The sequence below is a fragment of the Pantoea sp. RIT-PI-b genome (genome assembly GCF_001187905.1).
GTDB lineage: Bacteria > Pseudomonadota > Gammaproteobacteria > Enterobacterales > Enterobacteriaceae > Pantoea > Pantoea nemavictus.
Map to the genome: position 1 here is coordinate 151,996 of NZ_LGIS01000030.1, position 23,738 is coordinate 175,733.

20 protein-coding genes, 6 tRNA genes and 1 other RNA gene are annotated in these 23,738 nt (G+C 54.8%); 18 read left to right on the plus strand and 9 right to left on the minus strand.

The window, feature by feature from the left end; translation table 11 throughout:
• Positions 1 to 6: 6 nt before the first annotated feature.
• Positions 7 to 792, minus strand: a complete 786-nt coding sequence (locus AC790_RS19965; protein WP_049852926.1) for an IclR family transcriptional regulator — start codon at positions 790 to 792, stop codon at positions 7 to 9.
• A gap of 150 nt (positions 793 to 942) precedes the next feature.
• On the opposite strand from AC790_RS19965, the gene AC790_RS19970 reads away from it, so the two are divergent.
• The 3 genes from AC790_RS19970 (at position 943) to ypdK (ending at position 3,852) form a co-directional block, all read left to right on the plus strand.
• A complete protein-coding gene (locus AC790_RS19970) occupies positions 943 to 2,544 on the plus strand; it encodes an MFS transporter (RefSeq protein ID WP_049852927.1) in 1,602 nt (533 codons plus the stop codon).
• 5 nt (positions 2,545 to 2,549) lie between these two features.
• Positions 2,550 to 3,578 carry an HlyD family secretion protein gene (locus AC790_RS19975; RefSeq protein ID WP_049852928.1) on the plus strand — a complete coding sequence of 343 codons (1,029 nt, stop codon included), beginning with the start codon at positions 2,550 to 2,552 and terminating at the stop codon, positions 3,576 to 3,578.
• Between the two features lie 202 nt (positions 3,579 to 3,780).
• Complete coding sequence (ypdK, locus tag AC790_RS24820) at positions 3,781 to 3,852, plus strand: membrane protein YpdK (protein WP_099686956.1); 72 nt, start codon at positions 3,781 to 3,783, stop codon at positions 3,850 to 3,852.
• 41 nt (positions 3,853 to 3,893) lie between these two features.
• On the opposite strand, the gene alaC is transcribed toward ypdK, so the two are convergent.
• Both alaC and AC790_RS19985 read right to left on the minus strand, forming a co-directional pair.
• Positions 3,894 to 5,129 carry an alanine transaminase gene (alaC, locus tag AC790_RS19980; protein WP_007889129.1) on the minus strand — a complete coding sequence of 412 codons (1,236 nt, stop codon included), beginning with the start codon at positions 5,127 to 5,129 and terminating at the stop codon, positions 3,894 to 3,896.
• A gap of 119 nt (positions 5,130 to 5,248) precedes the next feature.
• Positions 5,249 to 5,773: a GNAT family N-acetyltransferase gene (locus tag AC790_RS19985; protein ID WP_049852929.1), complete on the minus strand. Its 525-nt coding sequence runs from the start codon at positions 5,771 to 5,773 to the stop codon at positions 5,249 to 5,251.
• Positions 5,774 to 6,036: 263 nt separating this feature from the next.
• Here AC790_RS19985 and AC790_RS19990 point away from each other — a divergent pair, with 263 nt between their 5' ends.
• Positions 6,037 to 7,728, plus strand: coding sequence for a sensor histidine kinase (locus AC790_RS19990; RefSeq protein WP_049852930.1), 1,692 nt, complete (start codon positions 6,037 to 6,039; stop codon positions 7,726 to 7,728).
• A complete protein-coding gene (locus AC790_RS19995; RefSeq protein ID WP_007889122.1) occupies positions 7,725 to 8,450 on the plus strand; it encodes a LytTR family DNA-binding domain-containing protein in 726 nt (241 codons plus the stop codon). Before AC790_RS19990 ends, AC790_RS19995 begins: the two co-directional genes overlap by 4 nt.
• A 32-nt stretch (positions 8,451 to 8,482) precedes the next feature.
• Here the strand turns inward: AC790_RS19995 and glk are convergent, their stop codons facing one another.
• Positions 8,483 to 9,448, minus strand: coding sequence for a glucokinase (gene glk, locus AC790_RS20000; RefSeq protein ID WP_049852931.1), 966 nt, complete (start codon positions 9,446 to 9,448; stop codon positions 8,483 to 8,485).
• A 160-nt stretch (positions 9,449 to 9,608) separates the two neighbouring features.
• On the minus strand, positions 9,609 to 11,261 hold the full coding sequence (locus AC790_RS20005; RefSeq protein ID WP_049852932.1) for an alpha-keto acid decarboxylase family protein: 1,653 nt from the start codon (positions 11,259 to 11,261) through the stop codon (positions 9,609 to 9,611).
• Positions 11,262 to 11,474: 213 nt separating this feature from the next.
• Here AC790_RS20005 and mgrA point away from each other — a divergent pair, with 213 nt between their 5' ends.
• Positions 11,475 to 12,464, plus strand: coding sequence for an L-glyceraldehyde 3-phosphate reductase (gene mgrA, locus AC790_RS20010; protein ID WP_049852933.1), 990 nt, complete (start codon positions 11,475 to 11,477; stop codon positions 12,462 to 12,464).
• Between the two features lie 159 nt (positions 12,465 to 12,623).
• A complete protein-coding gene (locus tag AC790_RS20015) occupies positions 12,624 to 12,980 on the plus strand; it encodes a DUF2502 domain-containing protein (RefSeq protein WP_049852934.1) in 357 nt (118 codons plus the stop codon).
• A gap of 45 nt (positions 12,981 to 13,025) precedes the next feature.
• On the opposite strand, the gene AC790_RS20020 is transcribed toward AC790_RS20015, so the two are convergent.
• Positions 13,026 to 14,267 (minus strand): Nramp family divalent metal transporter, encoded by a 1,242-nt coding sequence (locus AC790_RS20020; RefSeq protein WP_049852935.1) that lies wholly within the window; start codon positions 14,265 to 14,267, stop codon positions 13,026 to 13,028.
• A 368-nt stretch (positions 14,268 to 14,635) separates the two neighbouring features.
• Here AC790_RS20020 and AC790_RS20025 point away from each other — a divergent pair, with 368 nt between their 5' ends.
• The 4 genes from AC790_RS20025 to AC790_RS20040 all read left to right on the plus strand — a co-directional run bounded on the left by AC790_RS20025 (position 14,636) and on the right by AC790_RS20040 (position 19,312).
• On the plus strand, positions 14,636 to 15,826 hold the full coding sequence (locus tag AC790_RS20025) for a NupC/NupG family nucleoside CNT transporter (protein WP_007889107.1): 1,191 nt from the start codon (positions 14,636 to 14,638) through the stop codon (positions 15,824 to 15,826).
• A 192-nt stretch (positions 15,827 to 16,018) separates the two neighbouring features.
• Positions 16,019 to 17,107, plus strand: coding sequence for an LLM class flavin-dependent oxidoreductase (locus AC790_RS20030; protein WP_049852936.1), 1,089 nt, complete (start codon positions 16,019 to 16,021; stop codon positions 17,105 to 17,107).
• A gap of 5 nt (positions 17,108 to 17,112) precedes the next feature.
• Positions 17,113 to 17,703, plus strand: a complete 591-nt coding sequence (locus AC790_RS20035; RefSeq protein ID WP_049852937.1) for a cysteine dioxygenase — start codon at positions 17,113 to 17,115, stop codon at positions 17,701 to 17,703.
• On the plus strand, positions 17,696 to 19,312 hold the full coding sequence (locus tag AC790_RS20040; RefSeq protein ID WP_049852938.1) for a rhodanese homology domain-containing protein: 1,617 nt from the start codon (positions 17,696 to 17,698) through the stop codon (positions 19,310 to 19,312). Before AC790_RS20035 ends, AC790_RS20040 begins: the two co-directional genes overlap by 8 nt.
• 140 nt (positions 19,313 to 19,452) lie before the next feature.
• On the opposite strand, the gene AC790_RS20045 is transcribed toward AC790_RS20040, so the two are convergent.
• Positions 19,453 to 19,528: transfer RNA gene (locus tag AC790_RS20045), tRNA-Ala, on the minus strand.
• Between the two features lie 42 nt (positions 19,529 to 19,570).
• Positions 19,571 to 19,646: transfer RNA gene (locus AC790_RS20050), tRNA-Ala, on the minus strand.
• Positions 19,647 to 20,009: 363 nt separating this feature from the next.
• Between AC790_RS20050 and AC790_RS20055 the strand changes: the two genes are divergently transcribed.
• Both AC790_RS20055 and AC790_RS20060 read left to right on the plus strand, forming a co-directional pair.
• Positions 20,010 to 20,798: a formate/nitrite transporter family protein gene (locus AC790_RS20055; RefSeq protein ID WP_007889100.1), complete on the plus strand. Its 789-nt coding sequence runs from the start codon at positions 20,010 to 20,012 to the stop codon at positions 20,796 to 20,798.
• A gap of 111 nt (positions 20,799 to 20,909) precedes the next feature.
• Complete coding sequence (locus AC790_RS20060; protein ID WP_008102134.1) at positions 20,910 to 21,263, plus strand: YfeC-like transcriptional regulator; 354 nt, start codon at positions 20,910 to 20,912, stop codon at positions 21,261 to 21,263.
• Between the two features lie 48 nt (positions 21,264 to 21,311).
• Here the strand turns inward: AC790_RS20060 and gltX are convergent, their stop codons facing one another.
• Positions 21,312 to 22,733, minus strand: coding sequence for a glutamate--tRNA ligase (gltX, locus tag AC790_RS20065; RefSeq protein WP_007889096.1), 1,422 nt, complete (start codon positions 22,731 to 22,733; stop codon positions 21,312 to 21,314).
• Between the two features lie 272 nt (positions 22,734 to 23,005).
• Between gltX and AC790_RS20070 the strand changes: the two genes are divergently transcribed.
• The 5 genes from AC790_RS20070 to AC790_RS24420 all read left to right on the plus strand — a co-directional run bounded on the left by AC790_RS20070 (position 23,006) and on the right by AC790_RS24420 (position 23,585).
• Positions 23,006 to 23,081, plus strand: a tRNA-Val gene (locus AC790_RS20070).
• Between the two features lie 52 nt (positions 23,082 to 23,133).
• Positions 23,134 to 23,209: transfer RNA gene (locus AC790_RS20075), tRNA-Val, on the plus strand.
• 40 nt (positions 23,210 to 23,249) lie between these two features.
• Positions 23,250 to 23,325 (plus strand) — tRNA-Val (locus tag AC790_RS20080).
• 4 nt (positions 23,326 to 23,329) lie between these two features.
• Positions 23,330 to 23,405 (plus strand) — tRNA-Lys (locus AC790_RS20085).
• 43 nt (positions 23,406 to 23,448) lie between these two features.
• Positions 23,449 to 23,585, plus strand: a non-coding RNA gene (locus AC790_RS24420) — RtT sRNA.
• Positions 23,586 to 23,738: the final 153 nt, after the last annotated feature.

Here is a 23,738-nt window from a genome sequence, read left to right on the forward strand (position 1 = left end):
CAGTTGTTATCCTTCCACAGCGGTCATTTTGCCAATTTCACGAATCAATGCGTCTTTGCATTTGATGATTTGCTCACGATAGTGCGTTTCCTGCTTATGAAAACGCGCCGTCGGCACCAGTAACGAGATGGAGAAGCGGCCAAACAGCGTATCGATGGCCACCGCCATGGTCGAAATGCCCTCCAGCGTTTCACCGCGATCGATTGCCAATCCGCTGACGCGAACCTCAGCGATCAATTCCAGTAATTGTGGCAGCGTTTTCACCGTCATCTCGGTCAACTCTTTATAGGCTTCGCCTACCATCACGCGCACATCTTCATCGCTCTCCAGCGCCAGCAGCGCGCGGCCGCCAGACGTGCTGTAAAGCGGCAGATTTAATCCGATGCGCGGCACCACGCGCAGTTCGCGCGATGCCACCACATAATGCACGATGGCGAGCTGCGTTCCACTGGCACGCGACAGCGACACCGTTTCATTGATCTCTGCAGAGAGCTGCTCGAGGAAGGGACGCACGATCTCCACCACATCGCTGTGCACGCTGGAGATCAGCTTAAGCAACGCCGGACCAAGGCGTAAACCGCCTGCCCCGCTGCTGCGTACCAGTTGCGCATTGTCCAACGCGGCGACAATACGCTGCACCGTGGATCGTGGCAGATCCACCACCTGCGCAATTTCACCCAAACTCATGCCGCCGGGATGTTCACCCAACGCATTCAGAATTTTTGCCGCACGCGCGATGACCTGAATGCCACCCACTTTTTCATCCTCACGGCTTGAGGGGAGTTCAACCATGATGCGTTCCTTTTTGGCCTGCCCTACTTTAGCGCGAATGATCGCACTTTTACACCCTGTATCACATTGCAATACAGCATATCGATATGTAATATGCTACCTGTATCACATTGCAATACACTGCATCAACAATATAACGAGAAGCCTGCTATGAACGCCCAGCCCACTGCGGCCCCGGCGCCCCACCCGTTTACTCTGCGCCTGGCGTTGGGACTGGTTGGCGTGCTGATTGCCGCGCTCACGTCGGGATTAAACGATCGCGTCACCGACCTTGCGTTAGCGGATATCCGCGCCGCCATCGGCATCAGTTACGATCAAGGCAGCTGGATCATTTCCGCCTATCAGGCCGCTGAAGTGGCGGCAATGATGATTGCGCCGTGGTTCGCCGTCACCTTTTCCCTGCGCCGTTTTGCGCTCTGCGTCTCTGCGGGCTTTATGCTGAGCGGCCTGCTGTTACCGCTGATGCCAAACGCCACCTTGTTTATCGCCCTGCGCGTGCTGCAGGGCGTGTTTGGCGGCGCGCTGCCGCCAATGCTGATGACCGTCGCGCTGCGTTTTCTGCCACCGCCGATAAAATTGTACGGCCTGGCGGGCTACGCGCTGACCGCCACCTTTGGCCCGAATATGGCCGCTTCACTGGCGGCATTCTGGACCGACGATGTCAGCTGGCTGTTTGTATTCTGGCAAGTGGTTCCCGCCATGTTGATTGCCATGCTGCTGATTAGCTGGGGCTTGCCACAGGACCCGCTGCGCCTCGAACGATTTAAGCAGATAGACCTATTTGGCATGCTCACAGGATGCTCCGGTATGGCGCTGTTAATTCTGGCGCTAACCCAGGGCGAGCGGCTCGACTGGCTCGAATCACCGTTATTTGCCGGCCTATTATTCAGCGCGCTGGCGTTGCTGACTGTGTTCTTTATTAATGAATGGTTTCATCCGCTGCCGCTGTTCAAATTGCAGATGCTAAGCAGGCGCAACCTGGCGCATGGATTGCTGGTGCTGGCGGGCGTGTTGATTCTGTCGCTGTCGGGTTCGGCGCTGCCTTCGGCCTATCTGGCGCAGGTGCAGGGCTTCCGCACCCTGCAATTCGCGCCGCTGGCGTTAACCGTCGGCTTACCGCAGTTATTGATCGCACCTCTTATCGCCGCACTGCTGAATATTCGTTGGATCGATTGCCGCTGGATGTTGACGGCGGGCGTCGCGCTGCTGGTAACGTCCTGCCTGATGGGCATGCATATCACCACCGATTGGGCGCGCCAGAATTTCTGGCTGATGCAAATCCTGCAGGCTTTCGGCCAGCCGATGGTGATTTTACCGGTGTTGATGAGCGCCACCAGCGTGGTCGCACCGCCGGAAGGGCCGTTCGCTTCAGCGATGTTTAACACCGTGCGCGGCTTCTCCAGCATCACCGCCAGCACGCTGGTGGAGTGGTTTATTAGCCACCGCGAAAAATTTCACTCCAACGTGCTGGTCGATAACGCGGCCAGCCGTTCGTGGTTGATGACGGCTCCCAACAGCGCCCAGTCCAGCAGCAGTTTGCCATTGCTGCCCGATGGCAGCGCCAGCAGCACGGAAAACCTCAGCGGCTTTGCCACCTTATTGAAACATCAGGCGATGGTGCTGAGCCTGAGTGATTGCTATCAGATGCTGATTGCGTTCGCCGCCCTGCTTTTACTGTTAACCGCCTGGCTGCCGAAACGCGTGTGGCCGCCACAAACTCTGATTCAACCTGTTACGACGACGTCGAGATAATTGATATGCAAGCTTCTGCTATGAAAAGAACGGTGCTGCTGAGTGCCCTATTACTGGTATTGCTGGCGATAGCCTTTTTTGTCTGGTCCACCATGACCGGCAACGATGGCCGCACCACCGATGCTTATGTAAATGCCGATTACACGCTGGTGGCGCCGAAAGTTTCCGGTTATATCGCCAGCGTCGAGGTGCAGGATAACCAGCGCGTTAAGGCCGGAGAACTGCTGGCGACGCTCGATGACCGCGATTACCGCGTTGCGCTGGAAACCGCGCAGGCCAATTTGCAGGTCAGCGAAGCCAAACGCCTGAGCAGCCAGGCGCAGTTGGAACAGCAACAATCCACCATTGACCAGGCGAAAGCGACCGTGGCGGCAAACCAGGCTTCCGCGCAGTACGCCGGGCAAAGTGCCGCACGTTACAACCAGCTGTATAAAAATGGCACCATTGCGGCAGACGATCAGCAAAAAGCCAGCTCGACGCAGCGTTCGGCTTCGGCCACCGTGCGTCAAAGCGAAGCGGCGCTGGCTGCGGCGATCAAGCAAGTTGGTGTGTTACAGGCTGCTGTGCGTCAGGCCGCTGCCGATGTGGCCGCCGCGCAGGCCAGCGTCGACCAGGCGCAGCTTAATCTTTCCTATACGCGCATCGTGGCGCCGGTCGATGGCATGGTCGGTCAGCGTTCGGTGCGCCTTGGTGCCTATGTCAGTGCCGGCACACGTTTACTGGCGGTGGTGCCACTGCAGCAAACCTATATCACCGCTAACTATCTGGAAACGCAGCTGGCAGATGTGCAGCAAGGGCAGAGAGTCAGCGTGAAGGTAGATGCGTTGCCGGGCAAGGTGTTTACCGGTCGCGTTGACAGCATTGCGCCAGCTACCGGCGCGACGTTCTCCGCTATTTCACCGGACAACGCCACCGGCAATTACACCAAAGTAGTACAGCGTTTACCGGTGAAAATTGTGCTGGATGCCAACCAGCCGGATCTGGCAAAACTGCGGGTAGGCATGTCGGCGATACCGGAAATTGAGACCCGCTGAAAATGTGAGCAATATCTCAGTTGTGGCCTATTTATTTTTGAGACAAATCCGCGTAAATTAGCGCTCGATCCTGTTCTGGGCTTGCCTGGAGCGACCTGAGAAGAAAGCGTGTAGCGAAGATGAACTCCACCTTTCTCTTATTCTGTTCGGGTTACGCGGGTTTGGGATCGCCCGCCGGGTAACCGCTCAGAGGAGTTGTTTTGTGAGATACGCCTTGATGGGAATTTCTTTCTTCCTGTTGCTTTGGGTCGGTACCTTCGTACTGATGCTGTAGAATCGCCAGGCGGGGCGACCGTTTGTCGCCCCACTTAATCCTTACTCCTCTTCTTCCAGCGCCTTAACCGTTCCCGGCAAGATACCATCGGCACGGAACATCGCCTTAATCCCCCGCACCGCCTGACGAATACGATCGCTATTTTCAATCAGCGCAAAGCGCACATGGGTATCACCGTAATCACCAAAACCAATGCCCGGCGAGACGCACACTTTGGCTTCCTGCAGCAGTAGCTTGGCGAACTCCAGCGAGCCGAGATGCGCGTAGTGATCGGGAATTTTCGCCCAGACGTACATCGATGCCTTCGGCAAATCGACCATCCAGCCCGCTTCGTGCAGGCCTTTCACCAGCACGTTGCGACGACGTTTATACTGCTCGGCGATATCGCGCACGCACTGTTGATCGCCTTCCAGCGCGGCAATCGCCGCCACCTGCAGCGGGGTGAAGGTACCGTAATCGTGGTAGCTCTTGATGCGCGCCAGCGCGGCCACCAGCTCTTTGTTGCCCACCATAAAGCCGATGCGCCAGCCCGCCATGTTGTAACTTTTCGACAGGGTAAAGAATTCAACCGCCACATCGCGCGCGCCCGGCACCTGCATAATTGACGGTGCTTTCCAGCCGTCATAGGTAATGTCAGCGTAGGCGAGATCGTGGATTACCAGCACGTTGTACTGCTTCGCCAGCGCAATCACGCGCTCGAAAAAGTCCAGCTCAACGCATTGTGCCGTAGGGTTTGACGGGAAGCCGAGGATCATCATTTTCGGCTTCGGATAGCTTTCACGGATCGCGCGTTCCAGTTCGTTAAAGAAATCCACGCCCGCCACCAGCGGTACTGAACGCACCTGCGCCCCGGCAATCACCGCGCCGTAAATGTGAATGGGGTAGCTTGGATTAGGCACCAGTACGGTGTCGCCGTGATCGAGCGTGGCGAGCATTAAGTGCGCCAAACCCTCTTTGGAACCAATAGTGACGATCGCTTCCGATTCCGGATCGATTTCCACCTGATAACGATCTGCGTACCAGCGTGAAATAGCGCGACGCAAACGGGGAATGCCTTTCGAGGTTGAGTAACCGTGCGTGTCTTCGCGCTGCGCCACCTGGCAGAGTTTTTCTACGATGTGCGGCGGCGTAGGACCATCTGGATTTCCCATCGAAAAATCGATGATGTCTTCGCCGCGCCGACGCGCAGCCATCTTCAATTCAGCGGTAATGTTAAAAACATACGGGGGAAGGCGTTCAATACGCGAGAAACGACGGGGTGTGCTGTTATCAGCCATGATGTCCTCTGGATTACGTAAGCGCCCGGACCGTCCGAGCGACGTGGGTCACATGAGGTGACCGCACCAAGAACATAACGTGCTGATAACAAGATTGTCGAGAGCGGAATAAAATAATTTTAATTATTTGGATTCAGGCGGCCAAACACCCAATCGCTTACCCATTGGCCATTTAGCAGATAATTATCCCGCAGCGTGCCCTCAAGCGCGAAACCATTCTTCTCCAGAATGCGGCGCGACGGCCAATTTCCCTCAATCACCATCGCTTTTAGCTTATGAAACTCTACCTGTAGCAAAAAATCACAGAGCGCATTAAGCGCTTCGCTGCCATAACCCAGACCGGTAAACGCATCGCGCAACATGTATCCCACTTCCGCCTGGCGATACGGATGCCATTCGGCGCTGCAGCCAAATAGACCAATCGGCTCGCCGGTTTCGCGGATACGCGCCACCAGACACAGCATGTGAAAACTGCTCGCCTGCCATGGCGCCAGACGCTCGGTAAAGCGCTGGCGGATATCATTTTCGTCCGGAATTTCACTCACCCACGTCATTGTCGCGGCATCCTGATGCACCGCTTTGAAAATCTGCCAGTCTTCCGGCTGTAAGCGACTGAGGGACAAACGGGGGGTGAGTAATTGCATTGCCGGGCTCCGCTATTTTGCATACGGCAACATAGCAAACCGACAGAGTGACAACCAGCGATCGGCGCACGGTTTCGCTAATCCTCTTTTTGTTACTCAAGCTTTCCTCTTTTAGCCAGGATGGCTCGGTCGCCATGATGAAAATTGATCCTGGCTATAAGAAACAGCTGCAGACTGTTATGGCGCTGGCGGATCGCGATCACATTTTTTATCATGGCTTCCCGAGCATGACCTGAGAGATGCCCTTGCCTTCCCACTTCGACATGCTGCTGGCGGTATTTGACCGCGCGGCGCTAATGCTGATTTGCCTGTTTTTCCTCACTCGCATGCGGGTGTTCCGTCAGCTGTTGCAAAAAGATGAGCATTCAGTGCGTGAAAAAGTGGCCGTGACCGCGATTTTCTCGCTGTTTGCGCTATTCAGCACCTGGTCCGGCATTAACGTTGACGGCTCGCTGCTCAATGTACGCGTGATTGCAGTGATGTCTGGCGGCATCCTGTTTGGCCCGTGGGTGGGTATTGTCACCGGCGTGATTGCAGGTTTGCATCGCTATCTGATTGATATCGATGGCGTCACGGCGGTGCCCTGTCTGATCACCAGCATCATCGCTGGCATCGCTTCTGGCGTCATTAACCGCCGCGTCACGAAAGAGCAGCGCTGGCGCGCCGGTATTCTCGGCGGCATGCTGTGCGAAAGCCTGACCATGCTACTGATTGTGCTGTGGGCCAAGCCGATGGCGCTGGGCATGTCGATTGTGTACGAAATTGCACTCCCGATGATCCTCGGCGCATCGAGCATTGGGTTAATCGTGCTGCTGGTGCAGAGCGTGGAAGGTGAAAAAGAGGCGATTGCGGCGCGTCAGGCCAAGCTGGCGCTGGAGATCGCCAACAAGACCTTGCCGCTGTTCCGCCAGATTGATAGCCAGTCGCTGCATAAAGTGTGTGACATCATTCGTACTGATATCCATGCCGATGCGGTCGCCATCACCAACAACAAACAGATCCTCGCTTATGTTGGCTACGGCGAGCAAAACTATCACAACGGTGATGACGCCATTAGCCCGACCACCGCGCAGGCTATCGCTAGCGGCAAAATCATTATCAAGAATAACGATGAGGCGCATCGCACCAAAGATATTCACTCGATGCTGGTTATTCCCCTTTGGGAAAAAGGGGAAGTCACCGGCACGCTAAAAATCTATTATCGCCGCGCGCATCGCATCACCGGATCGCTCAAAGAGATGGCCATTGGTCTGTCGCAAATCATCTCAACGCAGCTGGAAGTGTCACGCGCTGAGCAGCTTCGCGAGATGGCCAACAAGGCTGAGCTGCGCGCACTGCAAAGTAAAATCAACCCCCACTTCCTGTTTAATGCGCTGAATGCTATCTCGGCCTCAATTCGCCTCAATCCGGACACCGCGCGCCAGCTGGTGATCAACCTGTCGCGCTATCTGCGTTACAACCTGGAACTCAACGATGACGAGTTGATCGATATTAAGAAAGAGCTGTGGCAGGTGAAAGATTACATCGCGATTGAGCAAGCGCGCTTCGGCGATAAGCTGACAATGATTTATGACGTGGATGAGGATCTGCATTTTACGCTGCCCAGCCTGCTGATTCAGCCGCTGGTGGAGAATGCCATCGTGCACGGTATTCAACCCTGTCGCGGCAAAGGCGTGGTCACTTTGAGCGTGAAAGATTTAGGCGATCGTGTGCGCGTTGCAGTACGTGATACTGGCGACGGCATCAGTGAGGATGTGATGAACCGCGTGGCGCGTAATGAGATGCCAGGTAACAAGATTGGCCTGTTAAATGTGCATCATCGGGTGAAATTGCTCTCCGGCCAAGGCCTGAACATCACCCGCCATTATCCGGGCACCGAAATCGCCTTTACTCTTAGCAAGAATGGTCAGCAACTGCCTGTGCCGCTGCGCCACACCACGGAAACCTCTGCGTGAAAGCCATCATCGTTGAAGACGAGTTTCTCGCCCAGCAAGAGTTGAGCTGGATGATCCAGCAGCACAGCCAAATCAGCGTTGAGGCCTGTTTTGATGATGGGCTGGAGGTGCTGAAATATCTGCAAAACCATCGGGTGGACGTCATTTTTCTCGACATCAACATTCCTTCGCTGGATGGCATGCTGCTGGCCCAAAACATCAATCAATTTGCCCATAAGCCATTGATCGTATTTATTACCGCGTGGAAAGAGCATGCGGTTGAGGCGTTTGAACTGGACGCGTTTGACTACATCCTTAAGCCGTATCATGAATCTCGCATCGTCACCATGTTGCGTAAACTGGAAGCCAGCGCCCAGCAACAATCGCAACCGCAGAACGCGCCTGCCAGCTCACCCCAAACCGTTAATTTGCTGAAAGATGAGCGCATTATCGTCACCGATATCAACGAGATCTACTATGTTGAAGCGCACGAGAAGCTGACGTTTGTCTATACGCGGCGCGAAGCCTATGTGATGTCGATGGTGATCAGTGAGTTTTGCAGCCGCTTGCCGGAACAGCAGTTCTTCCGCTGCCATCGATCTTACTGCGTCAATCTGAGCAAAATTCGTGAAATCGAGCCGTGGTTTAACAATACCTATTTGCTGAAGCTGCGCGATTTGGATGCGCAGGTGCCGGTGAGTCGCAGCAAGGTGAAAGCCTTTCGGCAGTTGATGAGGTTATAAGGCGAACGGCGCAAGCCGCTCGCCTGCAAAGATTACAGCTCGCGGCCCAGCACCTGGCGCAGATGTGCACCGGCACCCAGCAAGCCCGGTTGATCGTGGGTAATCATATACACCGGAATATCCACCAGATAGTCGCGGAAGCGGCCTTTATCTTCAAACGCCGCGCGGAAACCGGAGGCTTTGAAGAAGTCGAGGAAGCGCGGCACGATGCCACCGGCAATGTACACGCCGCCAAAGGTGCCGAGGTTGAGCGCCAGGTTACCGCCAAAGCGACCCATGATGACGCAGAACAGCGACAGCGCACGGCGGCAATCGATGCAGCTGTCTTTCAACGCGCGCTCGGTGACATCTTTTGGCTTGAGGTTTTCTGGCTCACGCTCATCAGATTTGACGATGGCGCGATACAGATTGACTAATCCAGCACCTGACAACACGCGCTCAGCCGAGACGTGACCGATCTCCGCGCGCAGCACCTCGAGAATCTCACCCTCTTCTTCGCTGTTAGGCGCGAAGTCTACGTGTCCGCCTTCGCCCGGCAAGCTAATCCAACGCTTGTCCACGTGGACCAAGTGGCTAACGCCAAGGCCGGTGCCAGCGCCATAAATCGCAATAGGTTTGCCTTCAACCGGCACTTTGCCGCCAAACTGAATCACTTCGTTTTCGCTCAGCATCGGAATCGCCATGGAAACGGCGGTGAAATCGTTAATGATCTCCAGGCTTTCCAGCGCCAGATTCTGTTTCATCGCTTTAGTGGAAAATGCCCAATCGTGGTTGGTCATCTCCACCCAATCGCCGGTGATCGGACAGGCAATGGCGATACAGGCGTGCTTGATGTCCTGCTTTTGCTCGTCGAGATAGTGGCGAATCACCGCTTCGAGATTGTCGTAGTCTGATGTTGAGAAGGTTTGGGCTTGCGAGATGGCGCCATTTTCCACCTCACACAATGCGAGACGGGCATTGGTACCGCCCACATCGCCGACCAGGGCGTATGTTGTCATTCTTCTGCTGCTCCGCTTGGGTCATAAACAATTGCAGGACACTATAAAAGCCTGCCAATAAAACAACAACGCCCACCTGCACGATGGGCGTAATCCATTCAAAGATGCTGCACAGCCTACCGATCGCCTGCCTCACTGCACAGCGGCAACTATCCGAAATTTAGCGGCTATTACGCTGATGCAGCGCAGCGGTAACCTTACGCAGCAGCGGCGGCAAGTCCTGTTTGTCCATCACCACTTCCACCAGCGACAGGTGACGATTACGCATTAATTGTGCCATTACCGCGTCCAGCTGTACCGTTTCGCTGATGCGCCAACTCTGCGCCGCGCACTGCAGGCTCATCGCCTGCGGCAGCGCAGTCCAGTTCCACTGGGCGATATCATTGTAACGTTGCTCAGCGCCGTGAATCGCGCGCTCAACCGTGTAGCCATCATTATTCAGTAAGAAGATGATCGGCTGCTGCCCATCGCGCTGCATGGAGCCCAGCTCCTGAATCGTAAGCTGAGCGGAGCCATCACCAATAATCAGGATCACGCGGCGATCGGGCTGCGCCGTTTGCGCACCAAAGGTGGCGGGTAAAGTATAGCCAATCGATCCCCACAGCGGTTGTACCAGCAGTTGTGCATCCTGCGGTAAACGCAGCGCTGCGGCACCAAAGGCGGCGGTGCCTTGATCGGCAAGGATAATATCACCCGGCTGCAGGAAGCGCTGCATCGCCTGCCAGAATGCGTGCTGACTGATTACCGCCGCATCGATTTGCTCATTTTCCTCGCACTCTATCTCTGCCGCGAGCTGCCAATGCGCGCAGTGACGCTGGTAAATGGGCAGCAGTGCATCCAGCGCCTGCTCCATGCTCAGCGGGGCGAACACCTCGCCGCCAACCGTCGCCTGAAACGGCTGTAGATCGATGACCCGCGCTTCCGGCAAGTTTTGCGTGAAACCGGCGGTTAAGGTATCGGTGAAACGTACGCCGACGCACAGCGTGACATCGGTATCTTCAATAGCCTGGCGTACGGCATCGCTGCTGCCTTCAGCCGCATAGGTGCCGACATAACCTGGCTGCTGCTCGTTCAGCACCCCTTTTCCCATCAATAATGTGGCGGCAGGAATCGCGCGCAGTTGGCGCAGCGTCTCCAACTGCGGCTGCAATTGCCAGCGCGAGGCGAGGAAATCTGCTAATAGCGCGACTCGCTGCGCCGGTGCCAGCAAGCGTTCTGCCGCGTCGGCAAACGCAGCGGCAATCTGATGATGACGGGGTTGCGCATCGGATTTAACCGCGGGCATCGCCACTTCTGCGGCGGCCACATCCACCGCCAGCAAGAGATAGCCCGGACGATGTTGCTGCAACGCCTCGTCAATCACCCGATCAATCTCCGCCACCGCATTGTCCGCCGTCAGCACCGCAGAAGCGGCACTCACTTCCTGCGCCATACGCAAAAAGTGGCCAAAATCGCCGTCTCCCAACGAATGATGTACGCAGTCGCCCTGCTGCTGCACTTTGCTCGCCGGCGCGCCCACGATATGAATCACTGGTACATACTCGGCATAACTGCCGGCAATGCCATTAATGGCGCTGAGCTCGCCGACGCCAAAGGTGGTTAGCAGCGCGGCTGCGCCGTTACAGCGCCCGTAACCATCTGCCGCATAGGCGGCATTGAGTTCATTGGCACAACCAACCCAGGCGATTTCCGGATGCGCAATGACGCTGTCGAGAAATTGCAGGTTGTAATCGCCGGGTACGCCGAACAGATGGCGGATGCCGCTTTGGTGTAAACGGTGCAGTAAGTACTCGCCAACATTGAGGGTTTTCATCGACAACTCCTTGTTAAGGGGATGATCAGGAGTATTAGCGATGTGGCTGAATTGGCGAGATTTCCACCGTCGTGAAACGGGGATTTGTGGCAAGCTATCGTTACGACGACAGATAATTCTGTAAGTTGCGATCTTCGGCGCGTTTCGCCTTAGTGTAAACGCATACACTGCTATGCTGATGTCACTTTCTCCCCTTTGAGACAGGAACGCTGCATGACTGCTTTTCCCCATCCCGAACGTTACCAACAAATGCAATATCGTCGTAGTGGCCGTAGCGGCCTGAAGTTACCGGCTATTTCGCTGGGCTTGTGGCACAACTTTGGCGACAGTACGCGCGTGGATAACAGCCGTGAATTGCTGCGTCACGCCTTTGATCGCGGCATTACCCATTTCGACCTCGCCAATAACTACGGCCCACCGCCGGGATCGGCAGAATCCAACTTTGGTCGTATCCTGCGCGAGGATTTTCATGGGCTACGCGATGAGTTGGTGATCTCGACAAAAGCCGGTTACACCATGTGGGACGGGCCTTACGGCGATTGGGGTTCACGCAAATATCTGATTTCCAGTCTCGATCAAAGCCTGAAACGCATGGGGTTGGAGTACGTGGATATCTTCTATCATCACCGACCGGATCCCGAAACGCCGCTGGAAGAAACCATGCGCGCGTTGGACCAAGTGGTGCGTCAGGGTAAAGCGCTGTATGCCGCCATCTCCAACTATCCAGCTGATAAAGCCGCCGAAGCGATTGCGATTCTACGCGATCTCGGCACGCCGTGCCTGATCCATCAGCCGCGTTATTCGATGTTTGAACGCGCGCCAGAGCAGGGTTTGCTGGATGTGCTGGGCGATAACGGCGTCGGCTGCATCGCCTTCTCTCCGCTGGCAGGTGGCGTGTTAACCGACCGCTATTTGCAGGGCATTCCAGAAGATTCACGCATCGCCAGCGGCAGTAAGTTCCTCAATGAGAACCAGCTGACGCAAGAGAAGATGGAAAAAGTGCGTCAGCTGCAGGCGATTGCTCAACAGCGCGGTCAGAAGCTGGCGCAAATGGCGCTGAGCTGGGTGTTGCGCGATGCGCGCGTCACTTCGGTATTAATTGGTGCCAGTAAAACTGCGCAGATTGATGATGCCGTTGAGATGTTGAGCCAGCCAGAGCTAAGCACAGACGAAATTAGCGCCATCCATAATATCTTGGTGTAAACGTTTACCCGCCCGGCATTTGTCGGGCGTTCTCTGCAGCAGAAAATTCTCAATTCAGATTTCCCTCAGCGTTTTCAGACTGATTCTCAAGGCTTACCTGGTCCGATGTGGCAAACTAGCGCAACGGTGGCAGAGATAAGCTACTGAAAAGGAGAAGTTATGAAACGTGCAATTTTGTTTGCCGCCTTGCTGGCAACTTTATCCCCATTAGCCATACACACAGCAGAAGCTAATAGCGCCACCATCAATTTGGGTCCCGGCGTCACGCTGCATCTTGGCGATCGCGATCGTCACGGTAATTACTGGGATGGCGGCCGCTGGCGCGAGCCGCGCTGGTGGAACGATCGCTACCAGTACAATGATAATCGCTGGTGGCGTCATGAAGAGTGGAAACGTCATCGCGCCTATGAACGTGAGCGCGAACGTCGCTGGCATGACCGTGAACGTCGTGAACATCATCGTCACGATCACCGCCATGACGATCGTCGTGGCCACCACGATCATCATCATCACTAAACAAAAAATCCCGCTTGATAGCGGGATTTTTCTTTTATCGCGCGCTTACCAACCGAGCGCTTCGCCGACCAGCAGGTAGAGATTGAGGGCGATCACCAGCACCACAATCAAGCGCCCGGCATTCTGCATCAGACGCGAGTTCACCATCTCATCGCCCATCAATTCACGGTTGCCGGTGAACGACAGCAGCGGAATCAGCGCCAGTGCAATACCAAAACTCAACAGCACCTGGCTCATCACCAGAATACGCGTTGGATCCCAACCAGCCCAAATCACAATAAAGGACGGCAACATGGTGATGGTACGGCGGAACCACAGCGGGATGTGGAAGCGGATAAAGCCTTGCATAACCACTTGTCCTGCCAGCGTTCCCACCACCGTAGAAGAGAGACCGGCGGCAACCAGGCTTAAACCAAACACAATGGCGGCAGCCTGACCCAGCAGCGGTTGCAGCGTTAAGTACGCCTGGTCGAGATCGACAATTTTAGAGTGGCCGCTAAAGTGGAACGCCGCCGCTGCGGTGGCCATCATCGCCAGATTGACAAAGCCCGCGATGGTCATCGCAATCGCCACATCCAGCTTTGTCGAGGAGTAGCGCTCAGCTTTGCTGCCTTTATTACCATGCTGCGTCAGCGCCGAGTGCAGATAAATCACGTGCGGCATAATGGTGGCGCCTAACACGCCGGCAGCCAGGAAAACCGCATCGGAAGTCGGCAGCGAAGGAAGCGCCATGCCAACCACCAGCTCGCTGACGTTCGGCTGGGAGAAAAACAGCTCGACAATATAGGCCGCCGCAACAAACAGCAGCAGGCCGCCAATCACCAGCTCCAGCGGCTTCTGCCCGCGACTTTGCAGCATCAGAATCAGATAGGTTGCGATCCCCGTCAGCACCGCGCCCTGCAGCAGCGAAATACCGAGTAATAGTTTAAAGCCGAGCGCTGCGCCGATAAACTCGGCGAGATCGGTGGCCATGGCGATGATTTCCGCCTGCACCCAATAGAACCATACCGCCGGGCGCGGAAAGCGATCGCGGATGTGCTCCGCTAAATTTTTGCCGGTGGCAATGCCGAGTTTGGCTGACATCAGCTGAATCAGCATCGCCATCACGTTGGCCCACACCACCACCCATAACAGCTTGTAGCCGTAGGCGGCGCCGGCCTGAATATTGGTAGCAAAATTGCCGGGATCGATATAACCAATCGCCGCGATAAAGGCGGGGCCCAGCAACGCAAGCTTAATCTTTCTGGCTCCGCGAGTGGCGCGCTCAGCGGTGCGGCTTTCTAGCATAGTTTTACCCTGTCTTAATGCTTGTTGACCTGAGCAGCTTAAGAGGTGAACAAGGCAGATGAAATATGGTTATAGTTATCGTATTAATAGATGGTGCTATGAAGTATAGCCATTGCTATACATTTTGGTAAAGGTGGTTCTTGCCAAAACCAGGACAACGGAATTGACTCTACGCCTGGGTCATTTTATAGACAATGTTTTTGTGGATATTTCTTGTGAGAGAATTGTAACGGGGTTGTGAGCGGTCAGACTTATCTGAGAAAAATCGCGATAGCGAATACTTATAATGTGGTTTTGATCTCGTTTTTAAGTAACGCGTTACATAGAATACGCAACAAAATACAACCCTCCTCAAATTTGGAGCCGACATGTCCCATGTTTTGCATTTTATTTTAGCACTGGTGGTGGTAGCCGTGCTGGCCTTGCTGGTCAGTCACGATCGTAAAAGCATTCGCATTCGCTATATCGTCCAACTTTTGGTGATCGAAGTACTGCTGGCGTGGTTCTTCCTCAACTCATCAGTCGGCCTCGGTTTCGTACAGGGTTTCGCCGGCGTCTTTGATCATCTGCTCAAGTATGCGGCTGAAGGGACCAACTTCGTGTTCGGCAACATGAACGAAAAAGGCCTCGCCTTCTTCTTCCTGAATGTTCTGTGCCCGATTGTGTTCATCTCCGCATTAATCGGTATTCTGCAACATTTCCGCATCTTACCGTGGGTGATTCGTGGCATCGGTACCGTGCTGTCTAAAGTTAACGGTATGGGCAAACTGGAATCCTTTAACGCCGTTAGCTCTCTGATTTTGGGACAGTCAGAAAACTTTATCGCCTATAAGGATATCCTCGGCAAGATGTCGCAGCGCCGTATGTACACCATGGCAGCGACCGCGATGTCGACCGTTTCCATGTCGATTGTCGGTGCCTACATGACCATGCTCCAGCCAAAATATGTGGTGGCTGCGCTGGTACTGAATATGTTCAGCACCTTTATTGTGCTGTCGCTGATTAACCCGTACCGCGTTGATAGCGAAGAAGACCTGCAGCTGCAGGATCTGCATAAAGGTCAGAGCTTCTTCGAAATGCTGGGCGAATACATTCTCGCCGGTTTCAAAGTGGCGATTATCGTGGCGGCGATGCTGATTGGTTTTATCGCGCTGATTTCTGGTCTGAACGCCTTGTTCGATTTGATCTTCGGTATCAGCTTCCAGGGCGTGCTGGGTTATGTGTTCTATCCGTTTGCCTGGGTGATGGGCGTTCCTTCACACGAAGCGCTGCAGGTTGGCAGCATCATGGCGACCAAACTGGTGTCCAACGAATTCGTGGCGATGATGGATCTGCAGAAAATCGCCGGTCAGCTTTCGCCACATGCGGAAGGTATTCTGTCTGTATTCCTCGTCTCCTTTGCTAACTTCTCTTCTATCGGGATTGTGGCGGGTGCGATTAAAGGTTTGCACGAAGAGCAAGGTAACGTGGTTTCGCGCTTCGGCCTGAAACTGCTGTACGGCTCAACCCTGGTGAGCGTGCTGTCTGCCGCCATCGCCGGTTTAGTGCTGGCCTTCTGATAGTCTGGGCGAGCTGCGGCTCGCCCTTCTCTTCTTAATTATTTCAATCGGTTCTATCTCGTCGCTCCGCAGCTTTCCCCGCGCTATCACCCGCTTCACCGTTAAATGCAAAACCTTTGCACAATATTGAATTTCCGTTCATACCGCCTGCGCCCGTAGTTTTTCTCCATGACGTCACTTCAGGAGAACCGCATGAGCATTCAATTCCTTGGCATGATTGGCCACCGCCTCGCTTCCGAAATCATCCCGGCCAGCGGCCCGCTGTTCGATAAAGATTACATTGCCCGTTTTGCGCGCGCGCATGAAGAAGCCGGCTTTGATCGCATTCTGGTCGGCTATTGGTCAGATCAACCGGATGGTTTTCTGGTTACTGCCCACGCCGCTGCGCATACCTCGACGCTGAAGTTTCTGCTGGCGCATCGTCCAGGCTTTGTCGCGCCAACCCTGGCAGCACGCAAACTGGCCTCGCTCGACCACTTAACCGACGGCCGTTTAGCCGTGCACATCATCAGCGGCGGCAGCGATGTCGAGCAGCGGCGCGATGGTGACTTCCTGAATAAAGCCGAGCGCTATGCGCGCAGCGATGAGTTCCTCACCGTGCTGAAGCAGAGCCTGGAGTCCTCGCAGCCTTACGATCATCAAGGTGCGTTTTATCAGGCTGAACAGGCGTTCTCCGCCATCAAACCACTGCAGAAAAAACTGCCGGTCTATTTTGGCGGATCGTCGCAGGAGGCGATTGAGGTGGCGGCACGCCATGCCGATGTGTTCGCGCTATGGGGTGAACCGTTGAAAGGAGCCGAAGAAACCGTGCGCAACGTGCGTGCCGCGGCCGCCAAACAGGGCCGCGAGATTAACTTTAATATCTCGTTCCGCCCGATTCTTGGCAAAACGGAAAAAGAAGCCTGGGAACGTGCTGAACATATCCGCGCCACCGCCGAGAAGCAGCTTACGGAAAGCGGCTTTGCTTTTGGTAAGGCCAAGCCGCAGAGCGTCGGGGCGCAGCGTTTACTCGCTGCCGCCAACGAAGGCGATCGCCTGGATAAAGTGTTGTGGACTGGCGTGGCGAAGCTGGTTCAGGGCGGCTACAACTCCACCGCATTGGTGGGAACGCCAGAGCAAGTGTCCGATGCGCTGCTGGAATACTATCGCCTTGGCATTCATAGCGTGCTGATTCGCGGCTTCGACCCGCTTAACGATGCGGTGGAGTATGGGCGCGAGCTGATTCCTTTGACGCGCGAGAAAGTCGCTGCGCTCTCTGCCGCTGATAAAAGGAGCGCCTGAGCCTCATGAGCCATTATCAGCTTCACCGCCTGCGCGACTTCGTCGCTAATCTGGCCAATTTGTTAGATACCCAGCCCGCGGAAACCACGATTTTGCAGCGTGGCAGCGAATGGCTCGGCGAGTTGATTCGTCATGACGACTGGCTGGACGACGCCTTCACACAGCCCCATCCGGAACACTATCAACAATATCTGCTGCACGCTGATGCCCAGCAGCGCTTCTCGGTGGTGAGCTTCGTCTGGGGACCGGGCCAGCAAACGCCCATTCACGACCATCGCGTGTGGGGATTAATTGGCATGCTGCGCGGCGCGGAAATTTCACATTCGTGGCAGCCTGGACCCAACGGTTTACAGCCGGAAGGTGCTCCCGTGCGACTCGATCCCGGCAGCGTCGAAGCGGTATCGCCGACGGTTGGCGATATTCATCGCGTCAGCAATGCCTATGACGACCGCGTCTCCATTAGCATTCACGTTTATGGCGCCAACATTGGTGCAGTAAAACGCGCGGTCTATCGCGAAGACGGCAGCGAAAAAACGTTTATCTCCGGTTACAGCAACCGTTACTTACCGAACATTTGGGACCTTTCACATGACTAAAGCCGTTTTTCCTTTACGCCAGGCGGCGGAAATTATTGATGCCCTGCGTCAGCAGCAGGAAGTGGCGCTGATTGATGTGCGTGATGAAGCGCTGTTTGCCACCGCGCATCCGCTGTTTGCGGTGAATATTCCGCTTTCCAAGCTGGAGCTTGAGCTGCTGGATCGTATTCCGCAGCGCACCACCGCTATCACGCTATATGACAATGGCGAAGGCCTGGCGCAAACCGCCGCTGAACGCATTGCCGCGCAGGGTTACAGCAACGTTGCTCTGCTGGCCGATGATTTAGCCGGTTGGCAGGCGGCAGGCGGTGAACTGTTTATCGATGTGAACTCACCCAGCAAAGCATTTGGCGAGCTGGTTGAGCACCACAATCACACCCCTTCCCTGTCAGCGGACGAAGTACATCAGCTGATTAATAGCGAAGCCAACGTGGTAGTGCTGGATGCGCGTCGCTTCGACGAGTACCAAACCATGAGTATCCCTGGCGCCACTAGCGTGCCTGGCGGAGAGTTGGTGCTGCGCGTACGTGATATCGCGCCGTCACCGGAAACCACGGTAATTGTGAACTGCGCTGGTCGCACCCGCAGCATCATCGGCACGCAATCGCTGGTGAATGCCGGCGTGCGTAATCCGGTATTCGCGCTGCGTAATGGCACTATTGGCTGGACGCTGGCTGGACATGCGCTGGATAAGGGTCAGGCGCGCCGCTATGGCGAGGCCAGCGAAACGGCACAGCGTCAGGCGGCGAATAGTGCGCGCAGCATCGCTGACCGTGCGGGTGTGGAACGTATTCCACTGGCCACGCTTAAACGCTGGCAGCAGGAAACGCGCACCACCTATCTGTTTGATGTGCGTGATGCCGAAGAGTATGCCGCCGGGCATCTGCCCGGCAGCCGCCACGTGCCTGGTGGCCAGCTGGTACAGGAAACCGACCATTATGCTAGTGTGCGTGGCGCACGGATTGTGCTGATTGATGATGATGGCGTCCGCGCCAATATGACCGCCTCCTGGCTGGCACAGCTTGGCTGGCAGGTTTCGGTACTGGAAGAACTGCAGGCCAGTGATTTCAGTGAAACCGGTAACTGGAAGGCACAGGTGCCGCCAGTCGCTCAACCCGAATTCGTGTCACCGCAACAGTTAGCGGCATGGCTGGAAGAGGGCCAGACGCAGGTGCTGGACTTCACTACCCGCGCCAATCACCTTAACAGCCATATTCCGGGAGCGGCCTGGTTACTGCGCTCTACCCTGCAGCAGCAAGGTAAAGCGCTGCTGCCTGAGGCGCGTCGTTATGTGCTGACCTGCGGCAGCAGTCTGCTGGCCGGTTACGCGGTGGAACAAGTGGCAGAGTTAACCGGCAAGCCGGTGTTCGTGCTGGAAGGGGGTAACGCCGCATGGCGCGCTGCAGAACTGCCGACGCAGCAAGGTGAGCAGCAGCTACTTTCACCCGCGATCGATCGCTATCGCCGCCCGTATGAAGGCACCGATATTGAACCCGGCGTGATGCAGGCCTATCTGGATTGGGAGTATGGCCTGGTGGCGCAGCTGGATCGCGATGGTACACACGGTTTCCGTGTGCTGCAATTGCAGCCGCAGGCCGCAACCGCCTGATAAAAAAGCGCTGCTTACAACATGTGTAGCGGCGCATTTTAGTGCGCATTTGAATTTGAAATAGCAAAACCGCGCAATAAATTGCGTCGCTATAGGTTCTTCGTGGTTATTTAATAATGCGTTCAGAACGAACAGAGATTTGGTGGAGATAAGCGGGATCGAACCGCTGACCTCTTGCATGCCATGCAAGCGCTCTCCCAGCTGAGCTATACCCCCACATCTGGAAATCATTTTTCGGTCAAACCGTTGGGAGCGGTTTGGTGGAGATAAGCGGGATCGAACCGCTGACCTCTTGCATGCCATGCAAGCGCTCTCCCAGCTGAGCTATACCCCCGAACCGAAAAACTGCCGAGTAAACTCGACGGACGGGATAATATGAAACCGCCTGTTGAGTGTCAACGTCAAATTCTCGTTCTGTGTTTGATCGCTGAAAAAGGCGTCAACCCCATGCCTGCATGGCTTTTATTTCAGCACCTCATTGCCGTTTGCGCAGAGTTATATGCATTTAATCGCATGGCTTCTCAAACCCGGCCTCAACATAGCGTTAACTTCAGGTTAAAGATGTTAGTAACAGTCTTGTTTTCGTTAATAGTGCGTGTAAAACTTAGCGCGCTAATTAACCGGTCATCCTTCCAGGGATTTCTCTCAATGACCGGACAGCAACGTCCCCCTTTGTTTAATAAAAGAAAAGTGAACTATGTCGCTGCATACACCTAAAGAAATCGCTCAGCTGGCGATTCAAGCTGGCGTGGCTAAAAGCCGCCTTCCTATCTCAACCTTATTAATTTTGGGCTTTATGGCCGGAGCCTTTATCGCCACAGGCTTCCTGCTCGATCTGCATGTGATTAACCAACTGCCTGCTGAATGGGGTTCATTCGGCGTGCTACTGGGTGCCGCCGTCTTCCCGGTAGGTTTAATCATGACGGTGCTGGCGGGCGGTGAACTGCTAACCGGCAATATGATGACCATGCCCATCGCCTGGTTCGCGCGTCGCATCAGTGGCTTTAGCGTGCTGCGTAACTGGTTTTGGGTGACCGTCGCCAATTTTATTGGCAGCGTTGCGGTAGCATGGTTTTTTGGTCACATGTTGGGCATGACCGAAGGTGACTATCTGAAGAAAACCGTAGCGATTGCACACGCCAAAGTGAATGCTGATTTCCTGCATGCGTTTATTTCCGGTGTGGGCTGCAACTGGCTGGTGTGTTTGGCGGTGTGGCTCGCCTTTGCCAGCAAAGATGTGGTGGGCAAAATTTTCGGCATGTGGTTCCCGGTAATGGCTTTCGTAGCAATTGGCTTCCAGCACGTTGTCGCCAACATGTTTATTGTCCCGGCAGCGATTTTTGCCGGACAGATGAGCTGGGCGGAGTTTGCGCCAAACGTGATTGCAGTATTCCTGGGTAATGGTGTGGGGGGAGCAATTTTCGTTGGTCTCACCTATTTCATCGCCTTCCGCCCGGAACAACCCGTCGTCAACGAAGCGCAATAACCGAATTTTGCCTTTTGTTGGAGCGCAGAAGGCATTTTCTACCCAGGTTACTTTTCCCCGTTACGTTTTGTTGTAATATGTAGAACTAATGTATTTAACAGGGACAGCATCGTGAAAAAGGAATGGCTTACCCCCGAGGAGCTCGCGCTGGAAACGGGCTACAGTCGGCAAACGGTGAATAAATGGATTAAGCGTGAAAACTGGACAACCACGCCAAAGCCCGGTGTTCAGGGCGGTAAAGCGCGATTAATCCATATTGATGAGCGCGTAAAGAGCTTTGTTCAATCCACCCGCCACGCGAACGAACCGGCGGCTAATTACGGTGCACAGCAAAATACGTTACCTGCGTTATTAATAAATTCTGTCCAGCAAATGACCGCGGCGGAGCAAGAGCAATTTGCCGCGTTGTTGTTGCGGGAAGGAATTCGCGGCGTACTGGAACGGTTAGGGATTCAGGAAGAATAAAAAAGCCGGAAGCAGATGCTTCCGGCTTTTTAACGCTCCAACGTCACATTATGCGTTAGCTTCACGCTCAGCGATGAAAGCCAGCGCCTTCTCAATGCGCGCCACGCTGCGGCTGCGGCCAATGGCTTCGACTGTGACATCCAATGCCGGTGACTGGCCTGAACCGGTCACGGCGACACGCAGCGGCATACCTACTTTGCCCATCCCCAGCGCCAGCTCATCAGCTGCAGACTGGATAGCATGGTGCACATTCTCGGCATTCCAGTCGCTATCACCGATCGCTGCCAGTTTATCGCGTACCACTTCCAGCGGCTGACGGGCTACCGGACGCAGATGCTTCTTCGCCGCGTCAGCATCAAAGGCGTCAAACTCTTCATAGAAGTAACGGCACGACGCGGCGATCTCTACCAGCGTTTTGCAGCGTTCGCCGAGCAGAGTCACCAGCTTCGCTAGCTCCGGGCCGGTGCGGGTATCGATCTTCTGCTGCTCAATGTGCCACTGCAGCTGCGTAGCGACGTATTCCGGCGGCAGCGTATTAATGTAGTGATGGTTCAGCCACTGCAGTTTTTCCGTATTGAAAGCACTGGCTGATTTGCTGACCGCATCAAGAGTGAACAGCTCTGCCATTTCCGGCACGCTGAAAATTTCCTGATCGCCGTGTGACCAACCGAGACGCACCAGATAGTTGAGCAGCGCTTCCGGCAGGTAGCCATCATCGCGATACTGCATTACGCCGACCGCACCATGACGCTTAGAGAGTTTCTTGCTGTCATCGCCAAGGATCATCGAGACGTGCGCATAGGTGGGGACTTCTGCACCGATGGCTTTAAGGATGTTGATCTGGCGCGGCGTGTTGTTGATATGGTCTTCACCACGGATCACGTGAGTGATGCCCATATCCCAGTCATCCACCACCACACAGAAGTTGTAGGTTGGCGAACCATCGGTACGACGAATGATCAGGTCATCCAGTTCCTGGTTGCTGAATTCAATTGGACCACGAATCTGGTCGTCAAAGATGACGGAACCGTCCTGCGGGTTGCGGAAGCGCACCACGCACGGCTCATCGGCAGCATGATGATCATGGCTGTCGCGGCAGCGGCCGTCGTAACGTGGCTTTTCACCTTTTTCCATCTGCTCTTCACGCAGCGCGTCCAGACGCTCTTTGCTGCAATAGCATTTATAAGCCGTACCCGCTTCCAGCATGTCGTCGATGACCGCGTTGTAGCGATCAAAACGTTTGGTCTGATAATACGGACCTTCATCCCAGTTGAGGCTCAGCCAGTTCATACCATCCATAATGGCTTCGATGGCTTCCGGTGTGGAGCGCTCCAGATCGGTATCTTCGATACGCAGCACAAATTCGCCGTGGTTATGGCGAGCATAAAGCCAGGAGTAAAGAGCAGTACGAGCACCGCCTACGTGAAGATAGCCCGTTGGGCTGGGTGCGAAGCGAGTTTTGATTTTCATTCAGCATTGCCTTAAATGCGCAGGTTTCATTGTCTGGATGACAAAAAACGGGTTAACGCGAAAAAACAGTGCGCACATTCTAGCAGGTGAGGCTGATTCCTCAATGATTGTCGCGGTGGCATCCCGGTTTGTCGTGCGCTTTTCTGCTAATAAAACCAGCACATTGGCTAAAACCACCCCACGATGATTATTTTTAAAGCGAACGCACATTTAAGTTTTAAAAACCGTTGACTCACTTTGAAGGATCCCTATAATGCGACTCCACACAGCGGGGGTGATTAGCTCAGTTGGTAGAGCATCTCCCTTACAAGGAGGGGGTCGGCGGTTCGAGCCCGTCATCACCCACCACTCTTAAATGAATGTTTTAGAGTTGGCCCGCAGTGAACAAGAGATAAGATATGGGTGATTAGCTCAGTTGGTAGAGCATCTCCCTTACAAGGAGGGGGTCGGCGGTTCGAGCCCGTCATCACCCACCATATCTTAGTCAGATGACACTCTTGTTAAGCAGTACGAAGTGGGTGATTAGCTCAGTTGGTAGAGCATCTCCCTTACAAGGAGGGGGTCGGCGGTTCGAGCCCGTCATCACCCACCACTTCGGGTCGTTAGCTCAGTTGGTAGAGCAGTTGACTTTTAATCAATTGGTCGCAGGTTCGAATCCTGCACGACCCACCAATTCAGAGAAAAGCGCCTTTTAGGCGCTTTTTTCGTTTCTGCGCTCCTAAGGTTAACGTGCAGGGTGAGAACCTGCAGCAGGTTCGACTGAATCGCCGGGAGCGATTCAGGCTGATGCGTAAGCATCACCCGAAGGGCGAGGCCCAGGATGGGCCGAGGCATATCCTGCACGACCCACCAATTCAGAGAAAAGCGCCTTTTAGGCGCTTTTTTCGTTTCTGCGCTCCAAAGGTTAACGTCCTCTCAAGCACTCAATCCCTACAAAACCTTTTCGCAAGCTTAACACTCCCTGCCCTCAAGCCTCCTGAGCCTTTGACCGATAACGATAATGGT

Bases quoted from the DNA above. Each gene is read 5' to 3' on its own strand.
- AC790_RS19965 (WP_049852926.1), bottom strand. From the start codon at position 792: ATGGTTGAACTCCCCTCAAGCCGTGAGGATGAAAAAGTGGGTGGCATT.
- AC790_RS19970 (WP_049852927.1), top strand. From the start codon at position 943: ATGAACGCCCAGCCCACTGCGGCCCCGGCGCCCCACCCGTTTACTCTG.
- AC790_RS19975 (WP_049852928.1), top strand. From the start codon at position 2,550: ATGCAAGCTTCTGCTATGAAAAGAACGGTGCTGCTGAGTGCCCTATTA.
- alaC (WP_007889129.1), bottom strand. From the start codon at position 5,129: ATGGCTGATAACAGCACACCCCGTCGTTTCTCGCGTATTGAACGCCTT.
- AC790_RS19985 (WP_049852929.1), bottom strand. From the start codon at position 5,773: ATGCAATTACTCACCCCCCGTTTGTCCCTCAGTCGCTTACAGCCGGAA.
- AC790_RS19990 (WP_049852930.1), top strand. From the start codon at position 6,037: ATGCTGCTGGCGGTATTTGACCGCGCGGCGCTAATGCTGATTTGCCTG.
- glk (WP_049852931.1), bottom strand. From the start codon at position 9,448: ATGACAACATACGCCCTGGTCGGCGATGTGGGCGGTACCAATGCCCGT.
- AC790_RS20005 (WP_049852932.1), bottom strand. From the start codon at position 11,261: ATGAAAACCCTCAATGTTGGCGAGTACTTACTGCACCGTTTACACCAA.
- mgrA (WP_049852933.1), top strand. From the start codon at position 11,475: ATGACTGCTTTTCCCCATCCCGAACGTTACCAACAAATGCAATATCGT.
- AC790_RS20015 (WP_049852934.1), top strand. From the start codon at position 12,624: ATGAAACGTGCAATTTTGTTTGCCGCCTTGCTGGCAACTTTATCCCCA.
- AC790_RS20020 (WP_049852935.1), bottom strand. From the start codon at position 14,267: ATGCTAGAAAGCCGCACCGCTGAGCGCGCCACTCGCGGAGCCAGAAAG.
- AC790_RS20025 (WP_007889107.1), top strand. From the start codon at position 14,636: ATGTCCCATGTTTTGCATTTTATTTTAGCACTGGTGGTGGTAGCCGTG.
- AC790_RS20030 (WP_049852936.1), top strand. From the start codon at position 16,019: ATGAGCATTCAATTCCTTGGCATGATTGGCCACCGCCTCGCTTCCGAA.
- AC790_RS20035 (WP_049852937.1), top strand. From the start codon at position 17,113: ATGAGCCATTATCAGCTTCACCGCCTGCGCGACTTCGTCGCTAATCTG.
- AC790_RS20040 (WP_049852938.1), top strand. From the start codon at position 17,696: ATGACTAAAGCCGTTTTTCCTTTACGCCAGGCGGCGGAAATTATTGAT.
- AC790_RS20055 (WP_007889100.1), top strand. From the start codon at position 20,010: ATGTCGCTGCATACACCTAAAGAAATCGCTCAGCTGGCGATTCAAGCT.
- gltX (WP_007889096.1), bottom strand. From the start codon at position 22,733: ATGAAAATCAAAACTCGCTTCGCACCCAGCCCAACGGGCTATCTTCAC.